This window comes from uncultured Barnesiella sp., from assembly GCF_946496565.1.
GTDB lineage: Bacteria > Bacteroidota > Bacteroidia > Bacteroidales > Barnesiellaceae > Barnesiella > Barnesiella merdigallinarum.
Map to the genome: position 1 here is coordinate 18077 of NZ_CAMMHD010000022.1, position 24547 is coordinate 42623.

15 protein-coding genes are annotated in these 24547 nt (G+C 57.2%); 4 read left to right on the top strand and 11 right to left on the bottom strand.

All coding sequences use genetic code 11. From position 1 onward, the window contains the following. Positions 1 to 81: 81 nt before the first annotated feature. Entirely contained in the window at positions 82 to 879 is a 798-nt protein-coding gene (locus Q1K76_RS10870; protein ID WP_300133294.1) for a Cof-type HAD-IIB family hydrolase, read from the top strand. A gap of 75 nt (positions 880 to 954) precedes the next feature. On the opposite strand, the gene Q1K76_RS10875 is transcribed toward Q1K76_RS10870, so the two are convergent. From Q1K76_RS10875 to Q1K76_RS10915, 9 genes are all read right to left on the bottom strand, one after another. Next, positions 955 to 3720, bottom strand: coding sequence for a substrate-binding domain-containing protein (locus Q1K76_RS10875; protein ID WP_300133296.1), 2766 nt, complete (start codon positions 3718 to 3720; stop codon positions 955 to 957). 263 nt (positions 3721 to 3983) lie between these two features. Beyond that, positions 3984 to 4880: a carbohydrate kinase gene (locus Q1K76_RS10880; protein ID WP_087409450.1), complete on the bottom strand. Its 897-nt coding sequence runs from the start codon at positions 4878 to 4880 to the stop codon at positions 3984 to 3986. A 39-nt stretch (positions 4881 to 4919) separates the two neighbouring features. Continuing rightward, entirely contained in the window at positions 4920 to 6083 is a 1164-nt protein-coding gene (locus Q1K76_RS10885; RefSeq protein WP_087409449.1) for an MFS transporter, read from the bottom strand. Between the two features lie 100 nt (positions 6084 to 6183). Continuing rightward, positions 6184 to 8379, bottom strand: a complete 2196-nt coding sequence (locus tag Q1K76_RS10890; protein ID WP_300133299.1) for an alpha-galactosidase — start codon at positions 8377 to 8379, stop codon at positions 6184 to 6186. Positions 8380 to 8398: 19 nt separating this feature from the next. After that, entirely contained in the window at positions 8399 to 10285 is a 1887-nt protein-coding gene (locus Q1K76_RS10895) for a DUF4980 domain-containing protein (protein WP_087409447.1), read from the bottom strand. 253 nt (positions 10286 to 10538) lie between these two features. Continuing rightward, a complete protein-coding gene (locus Q1K76_RS10900; protein WP_300133301.1) occupies positions 10539 to 12827 on the bottom strand; it encodes a TonB-dependent receptor in 2289 nt (762 codons plus the stop codon). Positions 12828 to 13160: 333 nt separating this feature from the next. After that, positions 13161 to 15029: an alpha-L-fucosidase gene (locus Q1K76_RS10905; RefSeq protein WP_300133304.1), complete on the bottom strand. Its 1869-nt coding sequence runs from the start codon at positions 15027 to 15029 to the stop codon at positions 13161 to 13163. 142 nt (positions 15030 to 15171) lie between these two features. Continuing rightward, the gene (locus Q1K76_RS10910; RefSeq protein WP_087409445.1) at positions 15172 to 15894 is read right to left on the bottom strand and encodes a LytTR family DNA-binding domain-containing protein; all 723 of its coding nucleotides are present in this window, start codon (positions 15892 to 15894) and stop codon (positions 15172 to 15174) included. Next, positions 15891 to 16901 carry a histidine kinase gene (locus Q1K76_RS10915; protein WP_087409444.1) on the bottom strand — a complete coding sequence of 337 codons (1011 nt, stop codon included), beginning with the start codon at positions 16899 to 16901 and terminating at the stop codon, positions 15891 to 15893. The genes Q1K76_RS10910 and Q1K76_RS10915 overlap by 4 nt, the downstream gene beginning before the upstream one ends. A 217-nt stretch (positions 16902 to 17118) precedes the next feature. On the opposite strand from Q1K76_RS10915, the gene Q1K76_RS10920 reads away from it, so the two are divergent. From Q1K76_RS10920 to Q1K76_RS10930, 3 genes are read left to right on the top strand one after another with little or no spacing between them, the layout of a single operon-like run. Further along, entirely contained in the window at positions 17119 to 18240 is a 1122-nt protein-coding gene (locus Q1K76_RS10920; protein WP_300133308.1) for an efflux RND transporter periplasmic adaptor subunit, read from the top strand. Then, positions 18237 to 21383 (top strand): efflux RND transporter permease subunit, encoded by a 3147-nt coding sequence (locus Q1K76_RS10925; RefSeq protein ID WP_300133311.1) that lies wholly within the window; start codon positions 18237 to 18239, stop codon positions 21381 to 21383. Before Q1K76_RS10920 ends, Q1K76_RS10925 begins: the two co-directional genes overlap by 4 nt. A 26-nt stretch (positions 21384 to 21409) precedes the next feature. Further along, positions 21410 to 22768, top strand: a complete 1359-nt coding sequence (locus tag Q1K76_RS10930; RefSeq protein ID WP_087409441.1) for a TolC family protein — start codon at positions 21410 to 21412, stop codon at positions 22766 to 22768. A gap of 101 nt (positions 22769 to 22869) precedes the next feature. Here the strand turns inward: Q1K76_RS10930 and Q1K76_RS10935 are convergent, their stop codons facing one another. Both Q1K76_RS10935 and Q1K76_RS10940 read right to left on the bottom strand, forming a co-directional pair. Further along, positions 22870 to 23931 carry a hypothetical protein gene (locus tag Q1K76_RS10935; protein ID WP_300133314.1) on the bottom strand — a complete coding sequence of 354 codons (1062 nt, stop codon included), beginning with the start codon at positions 23929 to 23931 and terminating at the stop codon, positions 22870 to 22872. A 6-nt stretch (positions 23932 to 23937) separates the two neighbouring features. Next, positions 23938 to 24483, bottom strand: coding sequence for a hypothetical protein (locus tag Q1K76_RS10940; protein WP_300133316.1), 546 nt, complete (start codon positions 24481 to 24483; stop codon positions 23938 to 23940). Between the last annotated feature and the right edge of the window lie 64 nt (positions 24484 to 24547).

Sequence of the window (24547 nt, forward strand, 5' to 3'; positions counted from 1 at the left end):
TCATGCCCGGCAGAGTCGGGAGCCTCGTGAAAAAAGGTTATATCCGGCTCGAGTCTGCGCGCTTTGATGTATCTTTGCCGTATGGAAAAGGAAAGAGAAATTAAAGCCCTGTTTTTCGATATAGACGGCACGCTCGTCAGTTTCAATACCCACCGTATTCCCCGCTCGACCATCGAGGCCATCGAGGCGGCCAAGCAGAAGGGAATCAAGATTTTTATCGCCACGGGCCGACCCCTGGTCTACATCAACAACCTGGCCGACATAGCTCATCTCGTCGATGGCTATGTGACCACCAACGGCGCCTGCATCGTCATCGACGGGCAGGTGGTGGCCTGCCATGCGATACCCGAAGCCGATGTGCGCACGATGATGCGCTTCTCCGACGAGCGTCATTTCCCCTGCATTCTAGTGGGCGAGATCGATGCCTTGCTCTACAACGCTACGCACGAGGTCGAGGAGTTTTTCCACCGTCTGCTCGACCTGCAACAGATTTCGAGCCCCGTATCGCTCGACGCCCTGTTGCAGCAGCGCATCACCCAGATGACCCCTATCATTACGGCCGATGTCGAGGCCGAGATTATGCCGCTGCTCCCCTCGTGCGAGTCGAGCCGGTGGTATCCCGCCTTTGCCGATGTGACCGCTCGCGGGGTCGATAAGGGCGAGGGGGTGAAGACCGTAGCCCGTCACTTCGGTTTCCCCGTCGAGGCCACCATGGCTTTCGGCGACGGGGGCAATGATACCCGCATGCTGCAGGTAGCCGGCATCGGGGTGGCCATGGGCAACGCCAACGAACCGCTGAAGGCTGTGGCCGACTATGTGACGACCTCGGTCGACGACGACGGGGTGAAGCGTGCTCTCGAGCATTGGCACGTGCTGTAACCGGCGCAGGCCGCTGTCTGGCATGTCTGTGAGGATACCGGGAAAAATAGAGATAGATTAGAGGCGAGGGCGGAGTCAGCTTTCGCCTTTTTTCCGTTTGAGAAATTCGGTAGGAATCTCGCCGAAATACTCCTTGTAACATTTCGTGAAGTACGAGGGCGAACTGAAGCCCACCTCGTAGGTAATCTCGGCCACCGTCTTCTCGGTCGAGGCCAGCAGCGAGGCCGCCCGTTTGAGGCGTGCGATGCGCATCAGTTCGTTGGGCGAGTAGCCATACAGCGCCTTGGTCTTGCGGTAGAGCTGCACGCGGCTCAGCCCAATCTGTTCGCCCAGCTCCTCGACGCTGAAGTTGGCATTCGACAGATTCTCGTCGATGATGCGGCGCAGCTTTTCGGCAAAGCCCTTGTCTACGTCGCTTACCGGAGTCTTTGCCGGGGAGAGAGGCGTATTGCCGTTCTCGGTAAAGATGTTTTGCAGGCGGTGCCGGTTCTCGATGAGGTTGTGCAGACGCACGGTGAGCAGCCGGGCACTGAAGGGCTTGGCAATGTACGAGTCGGCTCCGCACTCATAACCCTTGATTTTCTGCTCGTCCATGGCATAGGCGGTGAGCATCATCACGGGGATGTGCGAGGTTTGCAGCTCCGACTTCAGCCGGCGGCAACACTCCAGCCCATCCATCACGGGCATCATCACGTCGCAGATGATGGCGTCGGGCACGTACTTCATGGCCAGGCGTATGCCCTCTTGGCCGTTGGCCGCCTCGATAACCTGGTATTGGTCTTGCAGTATGGTCCGCACATAGTCGCGTATGTCTTGATTGTCGTCGATAACGAGCACACTCGGTTTGTCGTCGGGCGTCGTCTCGCGCGGCTGGGCCTGCAACGTCTCCTGGTCGGCAGCCAGTACGGCCCCCTCTTTCAGGTTGGTAAGCACGGCACTGCGGGTAGTGTCGGGGTCGAGAGCTCCCGACTGCCGGGCCGGCATCTCTATGGTGAAGCAGGTACCTTGCCCCTCGGTCGTCTCCACGCGTATGGTGCCGTGGTGCATTTCGACAAAGGCCTTGACCAGAGCCAGCCCGATACCCGAGCCGGCATGGTGGACGTCTATCTGGTAGAAGCTGTCGAAGATGTGCTGCACATGCTCGGCCGGCATGCCCACGCCGGTATCGGCGACTTGCAGCCGCAGGTAGGGCTCGCCCTCGTGGTCGTATCGGGCGAGGGTGATGCGAATCGAGCCATTGTCGGGTGTGAACTTGAAGGCGTTGGAGAGCAGGTTGTAGACGATGCGCTCCAGTTTCTCGGCATCGGCCGTGACGGTAAAGTCGGTATCTTCTTCGGCCTGGATGTCGAAGTGGATGTGCTTGCGGTAGGAGAGGGTGCGGAAGGCGTCGCTCCACTCGGCAAGCGAGTTGCGCAGGTCGAACTGGCTCAGGCGCAATTGCAGTTTGCCATCCTCGAATTTACGGAAGTCGAGCACCTGGTTGACGAGCCGCAACAGCACCGTCACGTTTTTGTGGATGATGTTGAGCAGAAAGCGCTCGTGCTTGTCGAGGTGCTGGCTCTGGCCGAGCTGGTCTACCGGGTCGGCAATGAGTGTGAGCGGTGTGCGGAAGTCGTGCGACACGTTGGTGAAGAAAGCCAGTTTGGCATGGGTGGCATCTTCGAGCTGGCGCGAGAGGGTGATGAGCTGGTCGCGCTGTTCCTCGAGTTGCCGTTTCTGGTCCGACAGTTCGGTATTGAGCCGGTTTTTGGTCCAGAAGGCCCGCACGACAATCACGAGCAGGATACCCACCAGCACCAGAATCACGATACAGGCATAGAGGAACATGCGTTGGGCCGAGTAGCGCATCAGGAAGGCGTCGAGCTGACTGTTGAGCCGCTCGATTTTCTCGTCGAGGGTGCTGATGTGTGCATTCTGCATCTGCATGATGCGGGCATTCTGATGGTTGACCAGTGCCGTCGAGAGCAGCGTTTCGCGCGGGAAGTCGCGTCCTTCGAGTATATCCATGGCTACCTGCACCACCCGGTCGCCCCCCGTGGGGTAGATAAAGGTGGCATCGAGTATGCTGTCGGCAACCAGTCCCACGCCCATCTCTTTACCCGACAGGGCATCGACTCCCACAAAGAGCATGTGGCCGGCACGGCCCTCGCGCACGGCTGCCTCGTGAGCTCCGGCGGCCATGCGGTCGTTGTGGGCAAAGACGAGATCGATGCGGGGTTGCCGGGCCAGAATGGAGTCGAAAGCCTCTTCGGCCGACTGCTGGAACCAACCGGCATCGGCTGTGGCTACGATGTGGATACCGGGATGATGCGAGAGGGCATCGACCAATCCCTGGTGGCGGTCACGGGCCGGGGTAGAGCCCTTCAATCCTGTGAGTTCTACCATGTTGCCCTGTCCGTGCAAGCGGCTGGCAATGTAGGTACCTATCTGGTAGCCCATGTCGTAGTTGTCGGCTCCGATATAGGCGGTATAGTGGTCCGAGTCGGTTTTGCGGTCGACCAGTACGACGGGTATTCCCTGGCTGTAAGCCTTCTCCACGATGGGGGCAATGGCTTCGGCCTCGTTGGGAGCCACCACGATGAGGTCGGCCCCCTCGTCGATAAAGTATTCGATGTCGGCAATCTGGCGTTGGTTATCGTCGTTAGCCGACCGAATCTCCACATCCAATCCGGGATAGAAGAGCGCTTCGCGGCGGATTTCCTTGTTCATCTGGGTGCGCCACTCGTCGTCGCTGCATTGCGATACCCCTATAAGAAAACGGTTTTTCTCCTGGGTACAGGCGGTAAGCAACAGCACGAGAGTGCACGAGGCGAGGAGCAAAAGAAAGGGTAGGCGTCTCATAGCTTCTCATTTTGAGGATTAAGATAGGCAAAGATAAAAAATTTAATGAGAAGAGCATGCCTGCCAAGTGAAAGAATTGCGGTACAGCCCCTTTGTCGAGCTGCCTTCGGGGTTGCCCCGGCCGGGTTTCGGCTGTTGCGCGAGTGGCGTAGGGTAGCCTGTTAAATGCTGGATATGAGAAAAAAACGGTTATACGACGAGGACGACCGCCCCGGTTCGTATCGGGAGGATCGCCCTCGTCAAAATAAAAGGAAAAAGTAGTATTAAGCCAACCGACTGGTGAGGCTCTCGGGTAGCACGGGCATGGCTCCTTGCTGCGTGCACACGTAGGCCGAGGTGTCGACGGCCAGCTGGTGGGCCTCACGTACCGAACGGCCGCGGATGATGGCGGCGGTAAAGGCGGCGGTGAACGAGTCGCCCGCACCTACGGTGTCGGCCACCTGTACGGTGGGAGTCTCTACAAACGACACATGACCCGGGGTAAAGACATAGCTGCCGTTTACGCCGCAGGTGAGGATGAGCATCTTCAGGTTATACTTGGCCAGCAGAATCCAGCACTTGTCTTGCAGGTCGATGCCGGGGTAGCCAAACAGACGGCTTACCGTTACCAGCTCCTCGTCGTTTATCTTCAGCACGTTGCAGCGGCTGAACGAGTCGCACAGAATCTCTTTGGTATAGAAGCTCTGGCGCAGGTTGATGTCGAAGATTTTCAACGTCTCAGGTGTATCGGGCATGGTGGCGAGGAATCGGGCTATGGTCTCGCGCGAAACGATGCTGCGCTGTGCCAGCGACCCGAAGCAGATGGCCTGTGTCTGGCGAGCCAGTTGGTCCAGTTCTTCGGTATAGGGTATGTTGTCCCAGGCTACTCCCTCTTTGATGTCGTAGCAGGGCACACCCTCGTTGTCGAGCGTAACCTGCACGGTGCCGGTGGGGTAGGGTACCGTTTCGATAATCCCTTGCAGCCGTTTCTCGCGGAAGTTGTCGAGTATTTCGGTGCCCAGCTTGTCCTGGCCTACGGCACTTACTACCCGGCTGTTCAAGCCGAATTGCGATACGTGATAGGCAAAGTTTGCAGGAGCTCCACCCAGTTTCTTTCCTTCGGGCAGCACGTCCCACAGTGCTTCGCCCATTCCTACGATGATATGGTCGTTATTGTTCATGGCGTTATAATTAGTGTTTGAATTTAATAAGTCGATAAGTTATTTTTTCAGTTTGATGGTGTATACAATCAGGTAGAGAACCCCTACGGTCATCACGGCTATGGCACCGGCCTGACCCACGGCGTCGCTGGCCACACCCATCAGCAGCGGGAATATGGTGCCGCCGAAGAGGCCCATGATCATCAGTCCCGAAGCCTCGTTCTTTTTGTCGGGAACGGCGGTAAGAGCCTGGGCAAAGATGATGGAGAAGACGTTGGAGTTGCCGAAGCCGATGAGGGCGATGCAGGCGTAGATGACGGGGAGCGACTCGGTAGAGAGCAGCCCGATCATGGCTACCAGCATGCAGGCCACACTGATGGCCAGGAATTTACGGCCCGAAAGGTGACGCAGGATAAAGGTTCCCAGCAGACACCCGGCCGTACGGAAGATAAAGTAGAGGCTGGTGGCAAAGCCGGCCTCCTCGAGGGTGATGCCCACCCGCTCGATCAGCAGCTTGGGAGCCGTGGTGTTGGTACCTACGTCGATGCCTACGTGGCACATGATACCCAGAAAACAGAGCAGGATGAAGGGCTTGCCCAGCAGGCGCAGGCATTCGCGGAATCCCGAAGCCTTGTCGGGTTTCTCTTCATCGATGGGGGTCGACGAGAGCCACAGGATGGCGATGATGGCAATGACCATGTAGATGGGGAAGAGCACGCGCCACCCCAACCCGAAGGTAGGCATGGCCTGCGTGGCACCCCACATGGCGATATAGGGGGCCAGGAACGAGGCGATGGCCTTGACAAACTGCCCGAAGGTGAGCGAACTGGCCAGACGGTCGCCCGAGATGATGTTGCTCAGCAGTGGGTTGAGCGAGGTCTGCATCAAGGCATTGCCGATGCCCAGCAGCGAGAAGGAGCAGAGCATGAGTCCGTAGCCGTCGCCAAAGAGGGGCAACAGCAGCGAGACGGCGGTCACCACGAGGCTCAGCAACACGGTGCGTTTCCGCCCGATGCGGTTCATCAATACGCCCGTGGGTACCGAGAAGATGAGGAACCAGAAGAAGACGAGCGACGGGAAGATATTGGCCTGCGAATCGGTGAGGCCCAGGTCGGCCTTCACATAGTTCGAGGCGATACCTACCAGGTCGACGAAACCCATGGCAAAGAAGCAGAGCATGACGGGGATAAGTCGGCCGTATTTTATTTGTTGTTTAGCTGTCATAATCGTTATATAGAGTAATTGTTGTTTCGTTTTCTGAAGAGAGGGAGAGAGAAGGGCCGCCACACAGAGCGGTCACCTCTCTCGTCCCCTCTTGCTTCTATCAATCTATCGCGGTAATTTCTATTACATGGCTTCGCATGGGGGTGAAACCCAGCACGTCGAGGCCTACCTTCATCAGATAGTCGCCCGAGAGCTCTTTGCCGTTGGCCGGCAGGGTAGACTCTACACCGGGCATGAGGTTTATCTCTTCGACCTTGTAGCGCTTGTGCGGGTCGAGGCCCTGCAGCTTCACGGGGAGCAGCTTCTCCTGGTAGCGCGGGTAGAGGTCATAGGCAAAGAGCACCGCCTTGAGGCTGTCGGCCCCGACATAGTTCACGGCCATGTGGTTGCTCTCGTAGGGCGAAACCAGGCGATACTGACTGCCGTCGAGAATAACCGGTTGCAACCGTTTCCAGTTGGCCACAGCCTCCTGGCAGTAGAGCAGTTCGTCGGCACTCAACTCCTTCAACCCCAGGTCGAAACCCAACTTGCACATCGACGCCACATCGGTGCGGAACTTGATCGACGCCTCTTTGTTCCAGCTCGTCACGTGGGCACACATGGCCTTGGCCGGGAAGAAGTGCGAGAAGCCCCACTGAATATAAACACGTTCCACGGGGTCGGTGTTGTCGCTGCACCAAAATTCGGTAAAGTATTTCAACGCCTCGTAGTCGCAGCGGGCACCGCCGCCCGAGCAGAGCATCATGGCCACCTGCGGGTAGTTGTCGTGCACCCGTTGCATCACCCGGTATATGCCCCGCACATGGTCGATGTAGAGTTGTCCCTGGTCGGCCTTGAGGTAGGGCGAGTAGATGTTGGTGATGGGGCTGTTGCAGTCCCACTTGAAGTAGGCGATGTCGGGGTTCTCCTTCAGCAGGTTGTCGACGATGCCATATACATACTCCTGCACGGCGGGGTTGCTCATGTCGAGCACCAGCTGGTTGCGGTAGTAGTAGGTTTCGCGGTTGGGGTAGTGGATGGCCCACTCGGGGTGACGCTCGAAGAGCTCGCTCTTGGGGTTCACCATCTCGGGCTCGATCCACAGGCCGAATTTCACACCCGCCTCGCGGGCTGCCTTTGTGAGGGCGGGGATACCGCCGGGCAGTTTGTCGTGAGTCACCTCCCAGTCGCCCAGTCCGGCGCGGTCGTTCTCGCGGGGATATTTGTTGCCGAACCACCCGTCGTCGAGCAGGAACATGTCCACGCCCAGCTCTTTGGCCTCGCGCATCAGCTCGGCCAGCATCTCCTGGTCGAAGTCGAAGGCCGTGTTTTCCCAGTTGTTGAGCAGTGTGAGGCGCGGCCCCTTGCCCTCTTTCAACTGGTAGTTGCGGGCCCAGGCCTGCAGGTCGCGGCTGCCTTGCCCCATGCCCTCGGTGCTGAGGGTGAAGATGAACTCGGGCGTCGTGAAGGTCTCGTTGCGCTTGAGCTTATAGGCCGAGGCGTAAGGGTTGATGCCGGGAATCACGCGCAGGTTGCCCACGTTGTCCACCTCGAAGGTGAAGCGGAAGTTTCCCGTCCAGGCCAGCGTACCCATGAGCACCTCGCCTTGACGCTCCTGTGCAGGCTGGTCGAGCCCGACGACAAAGAAGGGGTGGGTGTGCATGGCGGCCCGGCTGCCCAGCTTGGTGTCGAGCACCTTCTTGCCGAATTGCAGGGGCTGGCAGCTCATCTGCGCCTCTTTGGCCCAATCGCCGCTGAACTCGGTCAGGTAGTAGGCCGGTCGGCTGAAGTAGAGCATGGTCGAGGCATAGGTCGAGAGCACGATGGGATTCTTCTCCTCATGACGTATGTCGCTCCAGGTCTTGATGACATTCTCGCGGGGGTAAGCCACATAGTGCAGGGTCACTTCTACGGGATACTTGTCGTCGCGCAGCACGATGTCGGTCTGCACGCCCCCCTCGACCGCATGGGTCGAGGAAGAGACGTAGTAGAGCCACGTCGAGGGATTGCCGTCGTTGTGGGTGATGGCCAGGGCCGGTTCGAAGAAATCTTCGTTACCCGAGCCGCTGCATACCTCCCATCCGCGGCGGCATACACTGCCGTCCGATGCCGGGTGTACGCTCCACCCCAGCTCCTTCAGGTCGGCCTCGTTGAGCAGCTTTTCGCCGAAGTAGCTCTGGTAGAGGCGCCCGTTCTCGGCTACTTGCAGCACGAGGTCGGTGCGGTCGGTCGAGATGCGTATCTGTTTCATATCACTGGCATTCAGTGTCGTTATGGCAAGTAACGAAACTGCTGCTAAAACCAGATTGTGTTTCATGGAATACGAGTGATAGGAATTACAGACTCAGTTGGTATATATTCAAATTTTTGATTTGGGCTTCACCATCCTTGGAATAGAAACGCAGTGCACTGTAAGGAGCCGTGGGGAACACGAGGTTGGTCATGGCAATGCGGCCACCGTCTACGAAAATCTCGATCGAGCATTTGTCTACGAATACATCGAGGTGGTAAGTCTTGCCGTTGCACAGCGAGAGGGGTGCCCAGGTACCCAGCGCAAAGTCGTTCACGTAGTTTACCGACAGTTTCTTGCGGTGGTCGTCGGTCTCCTTGGCGTGTACGGTCACTTCGCCGTAGCGGCTCAGGTCGGTGATACCGCTTTGTGTACGGTCCATGACGATGCGGCCGCCCTTCAGGTCGAGGTAGATGTCTACCTTTTCGCCCTTGTCGTTGAGGAGAGCGAAGCCTACGGTGTCGGCGTTATTCGGCGTGATGTCCATCTCCAGTTCGCAGGCACCTTCGGGTCCGGTCTTCATCGGGTTTACGGTATACTCGTCCTTCAGGTCGATGTCGGCGATGGTCGTGGTACCTTTGCGCAAGCCTTGGGTCTCTTTCACGGCATTGGCAGCCATGTAGATTTCGCCGTCCTTGGTGTAGAGCGAGAGCTCACGGGGCAGGGCGTTGGCGCTGCGGTACTGGAGGTTGGGGGTAGCGTTGGCATATTGCCAGTTGCTCATCCAGGGCACGGCAATGGTGCGGTCGCCCGTGTTGGAGAAACATACGGTAGCATAGTGGTCTTTACCGAAGTCGAGCCATTTGGTCACGCTCTTGTCGTTGTCGCATTTGAACTCTTTGCCGTCAAACTCGCCTACGAAATATTCGGTAGCGCTACCGCCGAAGGGGCAACCCGGGTTGATGTTGACAATCATCACCCATTTCATGTGGTTCTTGTCGCCGTCGACAGGCAGTTGGATGAAGTCGGGGCATTCGAACTGGTTGGGCTGTACGCCGTAGCCTTCGCCAAACTGGCTCAGGTATTCCCAGTGTTTCAGGTCGGTCGAGTTGTAGAAGCGCATGTTCTTGTCGGCCGATACAATCATGTACCATTTCTGAGCCGGTTCGTACCAGAATACTTTCGGGTCGCGGAAGTCTTTCAGTCCGTCGAACGGCGTGAGGATGGGGTTACCCTCGTATTTGGTGTAGGTGCGGCCGTTGTCGGTGCTGTAAGCCATGCACTGAATCTGACCGTACTTGTCGCTGGCCGAGGTATAGAAGGCAATCAGAGCATCTTTGCCATAGCCGGCGCTGTTGAAGTGGTCGACTACCGAGCTGCCCGAGAAGATGTGACCCAGCGTATCGCGGGCGATAGCCGGTGCCAGGTGTTCCCAGTGGATGAGGTCTTTGCTCACCGAGTGGCCCCAGTGCATGTTGCCCCATTTGGAACCGTAGGGGTTGTATTGGAAATAGAGGTGATACTCACCGTCTTTGTATACCAGACCGTTGGCATCGTTCATCCAGCCATAGAGCGGGGTGTGGTGATAGACGGGGCGGTAGTAGTCGGTGTTGGTCGTGTCGAACGTGTCGGCCAGACGCAGGCTGTCCCAGCACATGGCGTTGGCGGCAACCTGTCCTATGGTTACGGTAGCCTCTTTGGTACCCTCGGGCAAGGCGAAAGGCACATAGTAGTCTACGCTGTCTACGGCCAGACGGATGTCCATGGTTACATCGGCAGGACTGCCGGTGTCGAGTTTCACTTTACCTTCGGGACGAGACTCCTGGATGGGGAGAATCAGGTATTTCGAGGGATTGGTGATGTGAACGATGGTGAGCGTATCGCCCTGGTGTTCGAGACTGATACTGCCTTTTTGCGGTTGGCAAGCTGCGAGAGCGGCCACTGCGGCTGCTGTTGCCAGCACTTTTGTCGAATGTCTGAAATCTATTTTCATGGTCGTTTTTATTTATTGAATGTTTGAAAAATCGTACTTGTAAATAATAACCTAAAACAATTTTTTTACCTCTCCCTATTTTTTCAGAGCCCGAGCAGAGTGGGCTCGCCTTGTTCCGGGTTGGGGTCTCGGCGAGGCTTGTAACCTGAGCCTCGCCGAAACGCCTCTTTGTCTCTACTGCTGTCCTTGGATTGAATCTTTCTGTCCCGGAAAATAAACACCTATGATTTTATCATGTATAGAAGAATCTGTATCAGAATTTGAGACTGGCGGTAAACTCTACGGTGAACGGCCGTATGTAGCTGCCGGCCATGACGTGTCCGGCATATTGCCCGGCATCCTCTTTCTCGATGAGCTCGGCACCGGCGATACTACCCTTGGCTCCCGTTTGGTTGAGGAAGTTGACTACGGTGCAACCCAGAGCCAGCTTCTTGTTTACCTGCCAGTTTACTCCGCCGAAGGTCTCCCAGCGGCCATTGAAGTAGTAGGCGTCGTTGATGTTGGCGTAGGTCTTGCTGAAGTAGCGGAAGCTGGTCCAGATCTTCAGGTAGTCGGTAATCATGTAGCTGGGGTCGATCTCGATGATGATTTGCGGAATCTCGGCTACGATGTTGCCCGTGGCGTTGATTTTACCTACGTAACCGTCGTCGAAGGTGACCGAAGTCTCGTACTTCTTGTAGGTAGGTTGCTGGTAGGTAAAGAGGAAGTGCAGGTCGAAACCCTTGAACGGTGTGGTTACCACGTCGGTGGTCCAGCCCAGCGTCTGTATGTCGAAGTTGAGCGGTGCAGCTTTTATGTCGAGAATTCCGTTCGCCATTTTGTGCTGCAGGTTCAGTGTCGAGTTGTTGTTGGTCTTCGAGATGTAGGAGAAGAGCGAAGTCAGGCTCAACCAGCTGTTGTTGTAGTAGATACCGGCGCGGCCCAGCGGTACCGAAATCTCACCCACGTTGGGGAGCGTGGCCGGAGCGAAGTTCTCGATTTTGGGGTGCTGGGTGATGTAGGTGAAGTCGCCCGTGAATCCGAACTGCTTGTTCAGTTTGTAGGTGACAGCGGCGGTGAGGGCATAGTTGAACCAGTCGTGGTCGATATTGGTGGGGGCAATCAAAGTCCCGCTTTTGGGATCGGTAGCTCCCAGATAGTAGTTGGCAAAACGTCCCACATATTCACCGGCAGCATTCTTTACGGCTGCGTTTTCACCTCGCAGGGCCTGGTATTCGAGACGGGCACCGTAGTAGAGGTTCAACCGGTCGAAGATGTCCCAGTCGTGCGTGAAGTAGAGCGCTACTTTGTTTTCATATCCCTTGTAATACTCTGAGGCGTTTTTGTTGAAGTCGTAGTAGTATCCGTTACCGGCATAGGCACGGTCGGCGTATGTGGCAAAGTCGGAGTTGAAGAGGCGCACGGGATAGCTGCCGTCCATGGGTACCGACTGGTCATACATGGTGGTCGACGAGGTATAGTCGATGTGGTAGTACCACTCGTTCACACCCAGCCTCCACGTGCTGTTGGCCGTTTGGCGAGAGAGTTCGCTGGTAAACATCAGCGAGTTGATGAAACCGCGGTTGAGGCACGACATACGGCTCTGCACATAGTCGCCGGTGTAGGGTTGCAGGCTGCCGTCGGCCGCTTCGTACTGGTAGTTGATGCCGGCTTCGTTCTGGTCGAGCGACATGGGCGTCTGGTACACACACGAACCGGTCGAGTGGTCGTACTTGACGATGGCTTTCCAGTTGAGTCCGTTGTCCCACGTGTAGTTGTTCATCAGCGTAACCATGCTTCCCAGGTTTTGGGTGGCGTCGTAGAGGTTGGTCTTCTTAACCTCGCCGGTGCGCATGTCGCGATATACCATCTCGTTGTCGACAGGCAGGTAGGAGGTGGTACCCAGGGCAAAGTCGCCGAACTCGCGCACGCTACCGTCGCCTACATAGATGAAGGGGGCCGATTGCGTGGCATAGTTGTAAACCGGGTGGCTGTTGCTGTAGTGGTAGATGGCGGTCAGTTCGCCCCGGTTGTCATTGTACTTCTTGGTGAGGGCTACCTTGTAGATTTGGGTACGGTCCTGGAAAGGAGTCGATTTGATTTTGAAGGTTCCCGGGTCGAAATCCTGGTAGATGCTGCCGCTGTAGTACCAGTCTTTGCCAATGCCGCCGTTGACGTTGAGCGAGAACTCCTGCATGCCGAAGTGGTTGCTCTTGTAGTTGAGCGTGCCGTGGAATCCCTTTTCGCCCAGTTGCGAGAAGGAGTTGACGGCATAACCGATGTTACCGGTCGTGATGGCCGTCTCCGAGATTTTGAGAAGTCCCACATGGCTGAGGCTGGCGTCGGCACGCCACAGCGAGTTGACGGAGTGGGGATTGGTGGCGTAGGTCACGAGCATGCCGTTTTCGAGCACGTTGACATCGGCCGAGGGTAAACCTATTTGTATTTCGCGGGGCCCGTTGGCGCTGGCTGCGTTGAGCATCACATTGCGGTTGCCCTCCTCTTTAGAGGTAGAAGCATTTTCGCTCTGGTTGGCATCTCCTTTTTCTTGTTCTTGTGCCATTGCGCTTCCACAAGTCAGGGTCACGAGCAACAGGGCTGTGCCTGCTTTTAGTAGAATTTGATTTACAATACCTTTTTTCATGGTAGCGTAAAAATAAAATTTGTGTTAAGTTCTTGTTTTTGGCTTAGCGAGAGCAAAAATAGAAAATGGTTCACGCCGGTACATAGAACAAATGTTGCGAAAGCTCCTAAAAATGTTGCACGAAACCTCGTTGATAGTGAATGTAACATTTTTAATAGTCTTGGAGCGGGCCATTTAAAGCGGCAGCACCCGGTCTCACGGGGTGTGAGCGGGTGCTGCGGTATGCGTTGGATGTATGGATGGGTCGGGAGGTCAGGGAGCCACGACGCCCAGCTCGGCTACCGAGGTCTGGGCTCGGCCGTCGATCTCTTCGAGGGGCTCGAGTTTCAGGTATCGGGTTTGGGGGATATTCTCCAGCGCGACTACCTGGGGGATGGGGTTGTTCTTGATGTTGCTGAACTCGCCGTTTGCGACAATGCGCTCCCACGTCTGGCCGTCGTTACTGCGGTAGAGGTGGTAGCGGAACAGGGTTCCCTCGGTGTTGCCTTCGGCTACGGGGGTGTAGCAGAATCCTGTTATCGCCTTGGGTTCGCCCAGGTCGACGACGATGGGCACGAGGCCCTCGCCACGGGCGGTGGTAGTGCTGTTACCGTCGATGGCCTGGGGGGCGGGCTGGTTGCCCAACCGGCAGCTCTTGGGGGCGATGAGGTTCAACCCCTCGGTGTCGGTGGTTTCGATGATGGGTTGCGCGTAGTAGAGACCCACGCGGGCGATTGAGAAGTCGGCTCTCGAGCGGTCGATGGTCACCCGCAGTTTGTCGGCCACGAGGTTGTCGAACCGCACGAGTCGTTTGTAGCCCACGGTGGTACCCTGGGCAATCGGGAGCCAGGTGCCGTCGATCGAGGCCTCTACGGTGAAGGCTTCGATGCGTTGCCCCTGCTCGATGTCCTCTTGCAGCATCAGGGTATTGACGGGGACGTTGTCCTGTATCTCGATTTCGAACGAGTCGCCCTCCCGGCCGGTAAACGTGCGGTTGCCGGCGAGGCTGTAGTCGGTAGCGAAGGTGCGTTGGATGTACTGCCCCAGTTCATGCAGCCGCCGGGCATCGTTCTCGTGGATGAGTCCCCGGGTGTCAGGCGGGATGTTGAGCAACAGCACCGAGTTGTAGCCCACCGACTCGAAATAGATGTCGACGAGGCGGGCGAGCGATTTCACCTGATTGTCCTCGGCCGGGTGATAGAACCACCCCGGACGGATGGAGACGTCGACCTCCGACGGGTACCAGAATAGCTCGTTGGCCCGGGCCAGCAGCTCGCGGCTGCCCAGGTCTTCGCTCTTATTGGCCAGTCCCAGAGCCTGGTTCACGCTGTCGGCCCGCTGGTAGATGCCCGGCACGAGAGCCGTGGCGCTCCACTCGGTCTCCCGGCCGAATCCCTTCTCGTTGCCTACCCACCGCACGTCGTCGCCCATGATGGCCATCACGGCGTTGGGTTGCAACCGTTGTATGGTCTTGTAGAAGGCATCCCAGTCGTAGACCTGTTTCTTGCCGTTGGGGCCTTCGCCGCAAGCACCGTCGAACCACACTTCGTGAATCTCGCCGTAGTGGGTGAGCAGCTCGGTGAGCTGTTGGATGAACAGCTGGTTGTAGCGGGGCGAGTCGCCGTAGCACTCGGCATTGCGGTCCCAGGGCGAGAGGTATACACCGAACTTCAGACCGTATTTGTCGCAAGCCTCCTTCAGCTCTTTCACCACATCGCCTTTACCCTCTTTCCAGGGCGACGAGGCTACCGAGTGGCGCGTGGTTGCCGTGGGCCACAGGCAGAATCCGTCGTGATGCTTGGCCGTGAGGATGACCATCTTGAAGCCCGCCTCCTTGAGCGTGCGGGCCCATTGCTCGGCGTCGAGCTGGGTGGGGTTGAAGAGGCGGGGGTCTTCCTGTCCGTCGCCCCACTCCTTGTTGGTGAAGGTGTTGATGCCGAAGTGCAGGAAGGCGGTCAGCTCCAGTTGCTGCCATTGCAGCTGCTGGGGCGACGGGGTCAGGCGCGAGGCCATGTCGACTTTCTGTTCGAGGGTGGCTCCTTCGGGAAATACGAGATGCTTTTCGTAATACTGGGTTTTGCTCGACTGGCAGCCCATGAGCAGCAGCCCCAGTAAAGCAGCGGTGATGCAGGTGTGTTTCATTGCGGGTAATTTGTTGTTTATGGTCACAAAGATAATGTTTTTGTCCAAAGAAAACAGAGCGAGGGGAGACTTCGTCGGATAAAATCGAGTAGGGGGGACGAAGAGGCACCGGCGGTCGTTGGTGAACCCGGGCAGGGAACCGTCACAGATTGGTCCGGCTGCCCCCCGAGTTGCGGGCAATGAGTAGGTCGTAGATGTGGTTGGCAAACTGCCGGCCCACGGGCAGCAGTGTCTCTTGCCCGGCGAGCTTGATTTTCTTTTTGGAAAACATCTCCACGCGGTCTATCGGTACGATGTAAGAGCGGTGTATGCGCAGGAAACTCTCCTCGGGCAGAATCTCCTGAAGGGCCTTCATGTTGGTGCGCGACAGGATGTAGCCGCCGCTCTCGCGGAAAATCTTGGTGTAGTTTTCCATCGCTTCGATATAGAGAATATCGTTGGTGGGGATGGTCACGTTGTTGTATTCCTGCTTGACCACGATGCTGTCGGGGGTGCGGTCGCGCTCGGTCTCGATGCGGCGGATGGCCTTCTCGACCGCCTTCTCGAACCGCTCGTAGGCAAAGGGCTTGTGCAGGAAGTCGACGGCGTCGAGCTCGAAGCCGTTGAGGGCATACTGGGCGTGAGCCGTGGTGAAGATGAAACAGCACTCCTCGGGCAGGTCGCGGGCTATGTCGAGGCCGCTGATGCTGTTCATCTCGATGTCGAGAAACACCAGGTCGGGCTTGCGGCGGCGTATCTCCTCGAGCCCCACGAGGGGTTCGCTGAAGGTGGTCAGCTCCAGCCCGCCGAATCGTTCGCAGAACTGGGTGATGACGAGCAGAGCCAGAGGCTCGTCGTCGATGGCTATGCAGGTGGCTTTTTTCATTGTAGTTGAATAGTCAGTCGGGTTTTAAACTGGTTGCCTTCCCGGCCGGTCGTGAGCGAGAAGCGGCCGGGGTAGAGCAGCTCCAGCCGTTTGCGGCAGTTCTCGATGCCGATGGCCGGGGTCGGCTCCTTCTTCTCCTTCATAATGGTGTTTTCGGTCTCGAAGTGCAACACCCCCTCCTTCACGGCAATCTGGATATAGATGGTGCAGTCGACATCGGACGAGGTGCCGTACTTGAAGGCATTTTCGACAAAGGTGATGAGAATCATGGGCGGTATCTGGGCCTGCTCGTCGTCGGTCTCGGTGTGGAAGTCGATGTGGGTATGGCGGTTGAGGCGCAGCGACTGCAGGTCGACATACTGCCTGATGTATTCGATTTCGTTGCAGATGGGTATGGTGTCGAGTGTAGTCTGGGTGTACATGTACTTGAGGATGTCGGAGAACTGGATAAAGGCCGACTCCGTCTTGTCCGACTTGGTGAGCACCAGCCCGTAGAGGGCATTGAGCGTGTTGAAGAGGAAGTGCGGGTTGATCTGTGCCTTGTAGAGCGCCAGCTCGGCCTTGTTCTTCTCGGCTTCGATTTCCTGCTTCGAGAGTATCTGCTTGAAGAGTTCGAACATCAGCTCGATGGCCAGGCTGAACCCCGTGACTACGAAAAAGAAAAACCACACGCTCAGGCTCCGGATGTGCTGGCGTATGCCCCAGTCGCGAGGCGACTCGATGAAGTCGTCTTTCGGGATAGGTATCTGGCTGATGGCCCAGGTGATAAAGATGAGGACCACCATGAGCAGCACGACGAGCCTGAACTGCCGCTGCATGATGAGCCCCGGTATATTCACCTTGCGGTAGGTGAAATAGAGCAGATAGACGTAGACAATGAGCAGGAGCATGAAGTAGGTGTGGTGAATAATCCACTTCTCTACCGGTACCAGCATGATGAGGAGCGGCAAGATTATGAAGCTGAAAATCAAGTCGATATAGATGCTGATGCGTGTGTAGTTGGTCATGGCTCTGGTATTTGCGTGGTGCGAAGGCGGCCCCTCGCGTTATCACAAAGGTAGTTTATTTTTAAGAATCTGCCGTGCCGTTAGGCATCACTTTTTTGCCGTTTATCAATAAATGTTCCGATATTGTGAGATAGTTTATAAATTTGAGAATTGGTTTAAGATAGGTATTTTCTATTCCATACGCATTATTTAGTATTTATCACATAAAACAGCAACAATGAAAAAGATTATCATTCTGGCTATGGCAGTCTTGCCTTTGCTTGTGGCTTGCAAGGAGCAGAAATCGAGCGAGGGTGCAAAGTACAAGCTACTGACCGTAGAGCCTAAGAATCAGACATTGACATCGGACTACACGGCAACCCTCCGCGGCCGTCAGTTCGTAGAGGTACGGCCGCAGGTGAGCGGCATCATTACCGAGATTCGCATCGACGAGGGCGATGTCGTGCGCAAGGGGCAGACCCTCTTTATCATCGACCAGGTGCCCTACAAGGCAGCCCTCGAGACAGCGGTAGCCAACGTGCGCAGCGCCGAAGCCCAACTGGCTACGGCCCAGCTCTCGGCCGAGAGCAAGGAGGCGCTTTACAAGGAGCGGGTAGTCTCGGAGTTCGATTTGCAAACCGCCCAAAACACGTTGGCCGAAGCCAAGGCCTCTTTGGCTCAGGCCAAGGCGCAAGAGATAAATGCCCGCAACAACCTCTCCTATACCGAGGTGAAGAGCCCCGTCGACGGCGTGGCCAGTATGATTCCCTACCGGGTGGGGGCGTTGGTCAGCAGCTCCATTACCGAGCCGCTGGTTACCGTCTCGGACGATGCCGAGGTCTATGCCTACTTCTCCATGACCGAGAGTCAGATACTCGACCTCATTCAACAGTATGGTTCGCTGCAGAAGGCCAAGGAACAGATGCCCGAGGTGAAACTGCTCATGAGCAACGGCAGCACCTATGCCTTGCCGGGAAAAATCGACGCCATCAGCGGTACGGTCGATGAGGGCACGGGTGCCGTAAGCCTGCGGGCTGCCTTTGCCAACCCCGACGGGCTGTTGCGCAACGGCGGCAGCGGTTCGGTAGAGATTCCTACCGTCTACAAGAACAGCCTTGTGATACCCAAGACAGCCACCTACGAGTTGCAGAACCGCATCTTCGTGTGGAAGGTGGTCGACGGCAAAACCCAGTCGGCACCCATCACCGTCTATAAATACGACGACGGGCAGAACTACATCGTACTCTCGGGCCTGACGGTAGGCGACGTAATCGTGGCCGAGGGTGCCGGTCTGCTGCACGAGGGTATCGCCATCGATATAGAACAGTCTACAACCCAGCCAAACGATAGTGCCTTATGAAGATAAGAACCTTTATCGACCGTCCCATCTTTGCCGGGGTTATCTCGGTATTGATTCTTATCCTGGGAATTATCGGTTTGACTCAATTGCCTATCGAGCAGTTTCCCGAGATTGCTCCGCCTACGGTGAGCGTATCGGCCTCCTATACCGGAGCCAATGCCGAGACGGTGCAGAAGAGTGTGGTGGTGCCTCTCGAGGAGGCCCTCAACGGTGTGGAGAACATGACCTACATGACCTCTACCTCGTCCAACAACGGCTCGGCCCGTATCACGGTCTACTTCCGTCAAGGTACCGACCCCGATATGGCTACCGTGAACGTGCAGAACCGGCTGGCTTCGGCACAGGGTTTGCTGCCGGCCGAGGTAACCCGCAGCGGTGTGAACGTGCGCAAGCGCCAGACGAGTAACATCAAGCAGCTGGCCGTCTACAGTCCCGACGATTCGTTCGACCAGGCTTTCCTGGCCAACTATATGAAAATCAACATCGAGCCTCGCCTGTCGCGTATTGCCGGCGTGGGCGAGGTGAATGTGTTCGGTTACGAGTATGCCATGCGCATCTGGCTCGACCCGAGCAAGATGAAGAAGTACGGACTCGTTCCCTCCGACATTACCGGCGTGCTCGACGAGCAGAACATCGAGGCCGCTACCGGTACGTTGGGAGCCGAGGCCGAGAACACTTTCCAGTATGTGCTCAAATACCGGGGCCGTTACGAAAACGAGGTCGACTATGAGAACATGGTCATCAAGTCGCTTCCCGGTGGCGAGGTATTGCGCCTGAAGGATGTGGCCACCATCGAGCTGGGTACCCGTTCCTACGACTACATCGGCGAGGTGAACGGTCACCCGGGCTGTATCATCATGATTTCGCAAACCTCGGGCTCGAACGCCAACGAGATTATCGAGGAGATAGACCGCTCGTTGGCCGAGATTTCCAAGACCCTGCCCAAGGGTATCAAGATTGTCGACCTGATGAGTACCAAGGACTTCCTCGACGCCTCGATCAAGAGCGTGGTCAAGACCCTCATCGAGGCCATCCTGCTGGTGGTGCTGGTGGTCTATATCTTCCTGCAGAGCTTCCGCTCCACCTTTATTCCCACGGTTTCGATTATCGTGTCGCTGGTGGGAACCTTTGCCTTCCTTTATCTGGTAGGCTTCAGTCTCAACATGCTTACGCTGTTTGCCCTCGTGCTGGTTATCGGTACGGTGGTCGACGATGCGATAGTGGTGGTCGAGGCGGTGCAGGCGAAGTTCGACGAGGGGTACAAGTCGGCCTACCTGGCCACCATCGACGCCATGGACGGCATCACCTCGGCTCTGGTCACTACCACCTTTGTCTTCATGGCCGTGTTCATCCCCGTGAGCTTTATCGGCGGTACCACGGGTACCTTCTATACGCAGTTCGGTCTCACGATGGCGGCGGCCGTGGCCATCTCGCTGCTCAACGCCCTGACCTTGAGCCCGGCTCTGTGTGCCCTCATTATGACACCCCACCAGACCGGGGCCGACGGCAAGAAGCTCAGCTTCTCGTCGCGCTTCCACATGGCCTTCGACACGGCTTTCCACCGGCTGGTGATGAAGTATAAAGGGGGCGTATTCTTTATGATCAAGCGCAAATGGCTGGCCGGCGTGCTGCTGGTGATTGCCTGCGTGGGTTTCTTTGTGTTGCTCAAGACCACCAAGACCGGTCTGGTGCCCAACGAAGATATGGGTACCGTCTTTGTCGACATACGTACTTCACCGGGTAACAGCATATACGAGACCCGCAAGGTCATCGAGCAGGTCGATAGCTGCCTGCGCACGATTCCGCAAATCGAGGTGCTCTCGAATATTACCGGTAACTCGATGCTGAGCGGGCAGGGTGCCTGCAACGGTATGTTCACCATCCGGTTGAAGGACTGGAGCGAACGTCCCCGGAAAGAGGATGCCGTCGATGCCATCATCGAGGAGATACAGCGCCGCACGGCCTTCATCTCGAGTGCCGACATCATGGCCTTCACCCGACCCATGATTCCGGGTTATGGCGTGAGCAGCGGTTTCGAGGTCTATGTGCAGGACCAGAAGGGCGGCACGATTGAGGACTTGCTGAAGTACACCCGCAACTTCCTTACCGAGCTCAACAAGCGGCCCGAAATCGGACGGGCCACCACCTCGTTCGATACCAAGTTCCCGCAATACCTCGTCGAGGTCGATGCCGCGCTGTGCAAGCGCAACGGCGTGTCGCCCACCGACGTGCTCAGCACCCTCTCGGGCTACATCGGCGGTAACTATGCGTCGAACATGAACCGATTCTCCAAGCTCTACCGCGTGATGGTGCAGGCTCCGCCCCAATACCGGCTCGACACCGAGGCGCTCAACAACATCTTCGTACGCAACGATGCGGGCGAGATGAGCCCCATCGCCCAATACCTGAAACTCACCCGTATCTACGGCTCCGAGGTGTTGACCCGTTTCAACCTCTTCTCGGCCATTCAGGTGAACGGCGCACCGGCCACGGGCTACAGCTCGGGCCAGGCCATCCAGGCGGTGAAGGAGGTAGCTGCCCAGACGTTGCCTACGGGCTATGGCTTCGAGTTCGGCGGCATGTCGCGCGAGGAGTCCAGCACGGGCAATACCACGACGCTGGTCTTTGTCATCTGCGTGGTCTTTATCTACCTCATTCTGTGTGCCCTCTACGAGAGCCTCTTCATCCCGCTGGCGGTGATTCTTTCGGTACCCTTCGGTTTGGCCGGCAGTTTCCTCTTTGCCAAGATGTTCGGGCTCGAAAACAACATCTATCTGCAGACGGGTCTGATCATGCTCATCGGTTTGTTGTCGAAGACGGCCATCCTCTTGACCGAGTATGCCTCGGAGCGTCGCCGTCACGGCATGACCATCTCGCAGGCAGTCATCTCGGCGGCTCAGGTGCGGTTGCGTCCTATCCTGATGACCTCGCTCACCATGATATTCGGTATGTTGCCCATGATGTTCGCTTCGGGCGTAGGGGCCAACGGCAACATCTCGATTGGCGTGGGTACCGTGGGCGGTATGCTCATCGGTACGATAGCCCTGCTCTTTATCGTGCCGGTGCTCTTCATCGTGTTCCAAACCCTGCAGGAGAAGCTCATGCCCGAGCGTAAGTTGCCCAAGATAGAAGAAAAGAAATGATACGACTTCCTGAATCACCATTCGATATGAAAAAGATATTTATAGGTTTGTTTCTGTTGACCGGCCTGGCCGGTTGTCAATATCGGACGTACGAACGTCCCGCGATTGCCGAGACCGACAGCCTCTACCTGCGCTCGACCGCCTCGGCCGATTCCGCCTCGATTGCCGACCTCTCGTGGAGGGAGCTCTTTACCGACCCTCTGCTGCAGAATCTCATCGACAGCGGCATCGCCAATAATACCGACCTGAACATCGCCCGCCTCAAGGTGGAAGAGGCGCAGGCGCTGCTCACCGCTTCGAAGTTGGCCTACCTGCCATCGGTATCGCTTACCCCGCAGGGGACCCTCCGCAGCGTCGAGGGCGGTAGCACTACCAAAAGCTACGACCTGGCCGCCTCGGCCGATTGGGAGATCGACCTCTTCGGCCGCATCACCAACGCCAAGCGCGAAGCCAGAGCGGTGCTCGAGCAGAGCGAGGCCTACCGGCAGGCCGTGCAGACCCAGTTGGTGGCTACCATTGCCAACAGCTATTACTCCCTGTTGATGCTCGACAAGCAATACGAGATAAGCCGCTCGACGGCCGAACTGTGGGCCGAGAACCTGCGGGTGATGCGAGCCTTGAAAGAGGCCGGACAGACGACCGAGATGGCCGTGGCCCAAATCGAGGCCAGCAAGCTGGCGGTCGATGCCTCGCTGCTGACGATGCAACAGCAGATTACCGAGATGGAAAACTCCATCTCGTCGCTGCTGGGCGATGTGCCCCGGCAGATCGAGCGCTCTACGCTCGATGCCCAGTCGTTCCCCGACACCCTGTCGGTGGGTGTGCCCCTGCAACTGCTGCAGCGGCGCCCCGATGTGCGTCAGAGCGAGGCTGCCCTGGCTGCCGCCTTCTATGTGACCAACCAGGCCTATGCCGCCTTCTACCCCTCGATTACCCTCAGCGGGTCGGCCGGCTGGACCAATGCGGCCGGTGCCGTCATCACCAACCCTGGGCAATGGCTCTTCACGGCTGTGGGTTCGCTGGTGCAGCCGCTCTTCAACCGGGGGCAGAATGTGGCCAACCTGAAAGTGGCCAAGGCACAGCAGCAGGAGGCGTTGCTCACTTTCCGCCAGTCGTTGCTCGATGCCGGTACCGAAGTGAACAATGCCCTGTTGCAATGGCAGACGGCCCGGCAACGGCTCGTGATAGACCAGCAGCAGATAGCGTCGCTCCAGTCGGCCGTGCACAGTTCCGAGCTCTTGATGCTGCACAGTTCGCAGAACTACCTCGAGGTGCTCACCGCCCGGCAGACACTGCTCGAGGCCGAGCTCTCGGCCGTCTCCGACCGCTTCGACGAAATACAGGGGGTCATCAATCTCTATCATGCCCTGGGTGGCGGATATTGATACATCGAATCCTGCAATAAAAAAAGGCGAGAGCGTCCGGCTTCACAGTCGGGCGCCCTCTATGTGTAGGGTTACTTATGATGAAGAGTGGTTTTTCCGTTTTATTCGCCAGTGGTCTCGAGCTGTTTCGATTGACGGTGAACGACCCGCCAGATTTGGGCCAGCCGCCACATGCGTCGGGGGCGGATGAGCCACCGATAGTCCGAAGCCAGAATAGCTAGTAGAATGACGATGGCAACGATGACGGCATAGCCGTAGACCTCCTTCAGGCTCACCAGGAGTATCTGCCGTTGAAACTCGCCGTACAGCGTTATGAACGAGTGGGCCATGGGGTGCATGGCATCGATTTCGCCGCCCAGGGTGGCCGTGTTTTCCAGACTTGCGTATTTGAGCAGTCGGGCAAGAATGGCCGAGTTGAGCGGAGCCCCGAAGCTGGTGCGGATAAAGCCGATGACACACATGGCCTCGAAGTAGTGCACGAAGGTCACGCTTCCGGTCAGTGCATAGGTGAGCGAGGTGTATACCAGGCTCACTCCGGCCCCTTTGAATACCAGCGGCAGGTAGAGCATGTACTTCTCGGTCGAGGCGTCGATGAGGAAATAGAGCATCACCTGATAGAGCAGAAACGAGAAGAAGCCGGCAAGCACGATACTCTTTACCCGCCATTTCCAGCGGGTCAATGCCAGGTAGAAGATGCCGGTACCCACTGCGATTCCCGTGAGTACACCCCAGTTCAGGTCGGCATTGTGGCGGGCGTCGAACCCCAGTATCGAGTTGGTGAAGACATTCTGGGTCGAGGTGGCTGTGGCCGACATCAGGGTCATGCACCCGAACAGAATAAAGATGAACAGCATGTTGTGCTGCGAAAAGGCTCCCAGACTGATGTAGGGGTGGCGTATGGTGGCGGCCCGCTGGATGCACAGTATCAGCAGCACCACGGCAAAAAGCAGGGCTACCCGTATGGGTTCGCCGTCGAGCCAGTCGTAGTGGTCGCCGTATACGCAGATGAAGACGATGCAGAGCAGCCACAGGCTCCACAGGATGCCGCCCAGATAGTCGATGCCCTTGAACGGGATATAGGGGCTCTGCCGGTAGTTGCGCCGCATGCCGAAGTAGACCAGGGCAAAGACCACGATGAAGGCGCCTATCGTGATGCGGTGCATGGCCCGTCAGTCGAAGGCATAGAGGCTGTACCCCGTGACGATGTTGGCCAGTTGTACGCTCCCCAGCACAAAGGTGAAGAGGAAGGGGAAGAAGACGGCAAAGTCGCGTTTGGGGGTAATCTTGAGCTGTACGTTGCTCCAGCAGACAAAGGTGCCTACAATCTTGAAGAAGCCGCTGACAAACGAGAGCAGCACCACCAGCGGCAGAAAGTCGCAGACCATGCACAGGTAGTCGCTCACGATGAAGACCCCGGCCGAGAAGAGCAGCAGGTTGCGCGGCTGGAAGCGGAACAGAATGCGGAACAGCAGCGGAAAGGCCATGGTCAGTCCCGTCATCGAGGCGTAGCCGGCCATCATGATGTCTTCGGTAATCCACGACAGGCTGCCCGACATCTCCGAGACGGCCGACATGTATACGCCTCCCGAAAACATGTAGACGATGATGATGAAGAGGATGAGTGGAAAGCGCAGCGGCAGGGGGATGAACTCCTTCCACACCTGGATGCGGCGGGCCGAGGCTACCTCTTCGGGCGATGGTATGGGTGCAGGCATGGCGTCAATTGTGCTATAACAACAGATTCGCTACATTAGCTTGCCGCATTTTTACGCTCGTCGG

Coding starts and splice junctions, on each gene's coding strand:
- Q1K76_RS10870 (WP_300133294.1), top strand. CDS start 82: ATGGAAAAGGAAAGAGAAATTAAAGCCCTGTTTTTCGATATAGACGGC.
- Q1K76_RS10875 (WP_300133296.1), bottom strand. CDS start 3,720: ATGAGACGCCTACCCTTTCTTTTGCTCCTCGCCTCGTGCACTCTCGTG.
- Q1K76_RS10880 (WP_087409450.1), bottom strand. CDS start 4,880: ATGAACAATAACGACCATATCATCGTAGGAATGGGCGAAGCACTGTGG.
- Q1K76_RS10885 (WP_087409449.1), bottom strand. CDS start 6,083: ATGACAGCTAAACAACAAATAAAATACGGCCGACTTATCCCCGTCATG.
- Q1K76_RS10890 (WP_300133299.1), bottom strand. CDS start 8,379: ATGAAACACAATCTGGTTTTAGCAGCAGTTTCGTTACTTGCCATAACG.
- Q1K76_RS10895 (WP_087409447.1), bottom strand. CDS start 10,285: ATGAAAATAGATTTCAGACATTCGACAAAAGTGCTGGCAACAGCAGCC.
- Q1K76_RS10900 (WP_300133301.1), bottom strand. CDS start 12,827: ATGGCACAAGAACAAGAAAAAGGAGATGCCAACCAGAGCGAAAATGCT.
- Q1K76_RS10905 (WP_300133304.1), bottom strand. CDS start 15,029: ATGAAACACACCTGCATCACCGCTGCTTTACTGGGGCTGCTGCTCATG.
- Q1K76_RS10910 (WP_087409445.1), bottom strand. CDS start 15,894: ATGAAAAAAGCCACCTGCATAGCCATCGACGACGAGCCTCTGGCTCTG.
- Q1K76_RS10915 (WP_087409444.1), bottom strand. CDS start 16,901: ATGACCAACTACACACGCATCAGCATCTATATCGACTTGATTTTCAGC.
- Q1K76_RS10920 (WP_300133308.1), top strand. CDS start 17,119: ATGAAAAAGATTATCATTCTGGCTATGGCAGTCTTGCCTTTGCTTGTG.
- Q1K76_RS10925 (WP_300133311.1), top strand. CDS start 18,237: ATGAAGATAAGAACCTTTATCGACCGTCCCATCTTTGCCGGGGTTATC.
- Q1K76_RS10930 (WP_087409441.1), top strand. CDS start 21,410: ATGAAAAAGATATTTATAGGTTTGTTTCTGTTGACCGGCCTGGCCGGT.
- Q1K76_RS10935 (WP_300133314.1), bottom strand. CDS start 23,931: ATGCACCGCATCACGATAGGCGCCTTCATCGTGGTCTTTGCCCTGGTC.
- Q1K76_RS10940 (WP_300133316.1), bottom strand. CDS start 24,483: ATGCCTGCACCCATACCATCGCCCGAAGAGGTAGCCTCGGCCCGCCGC.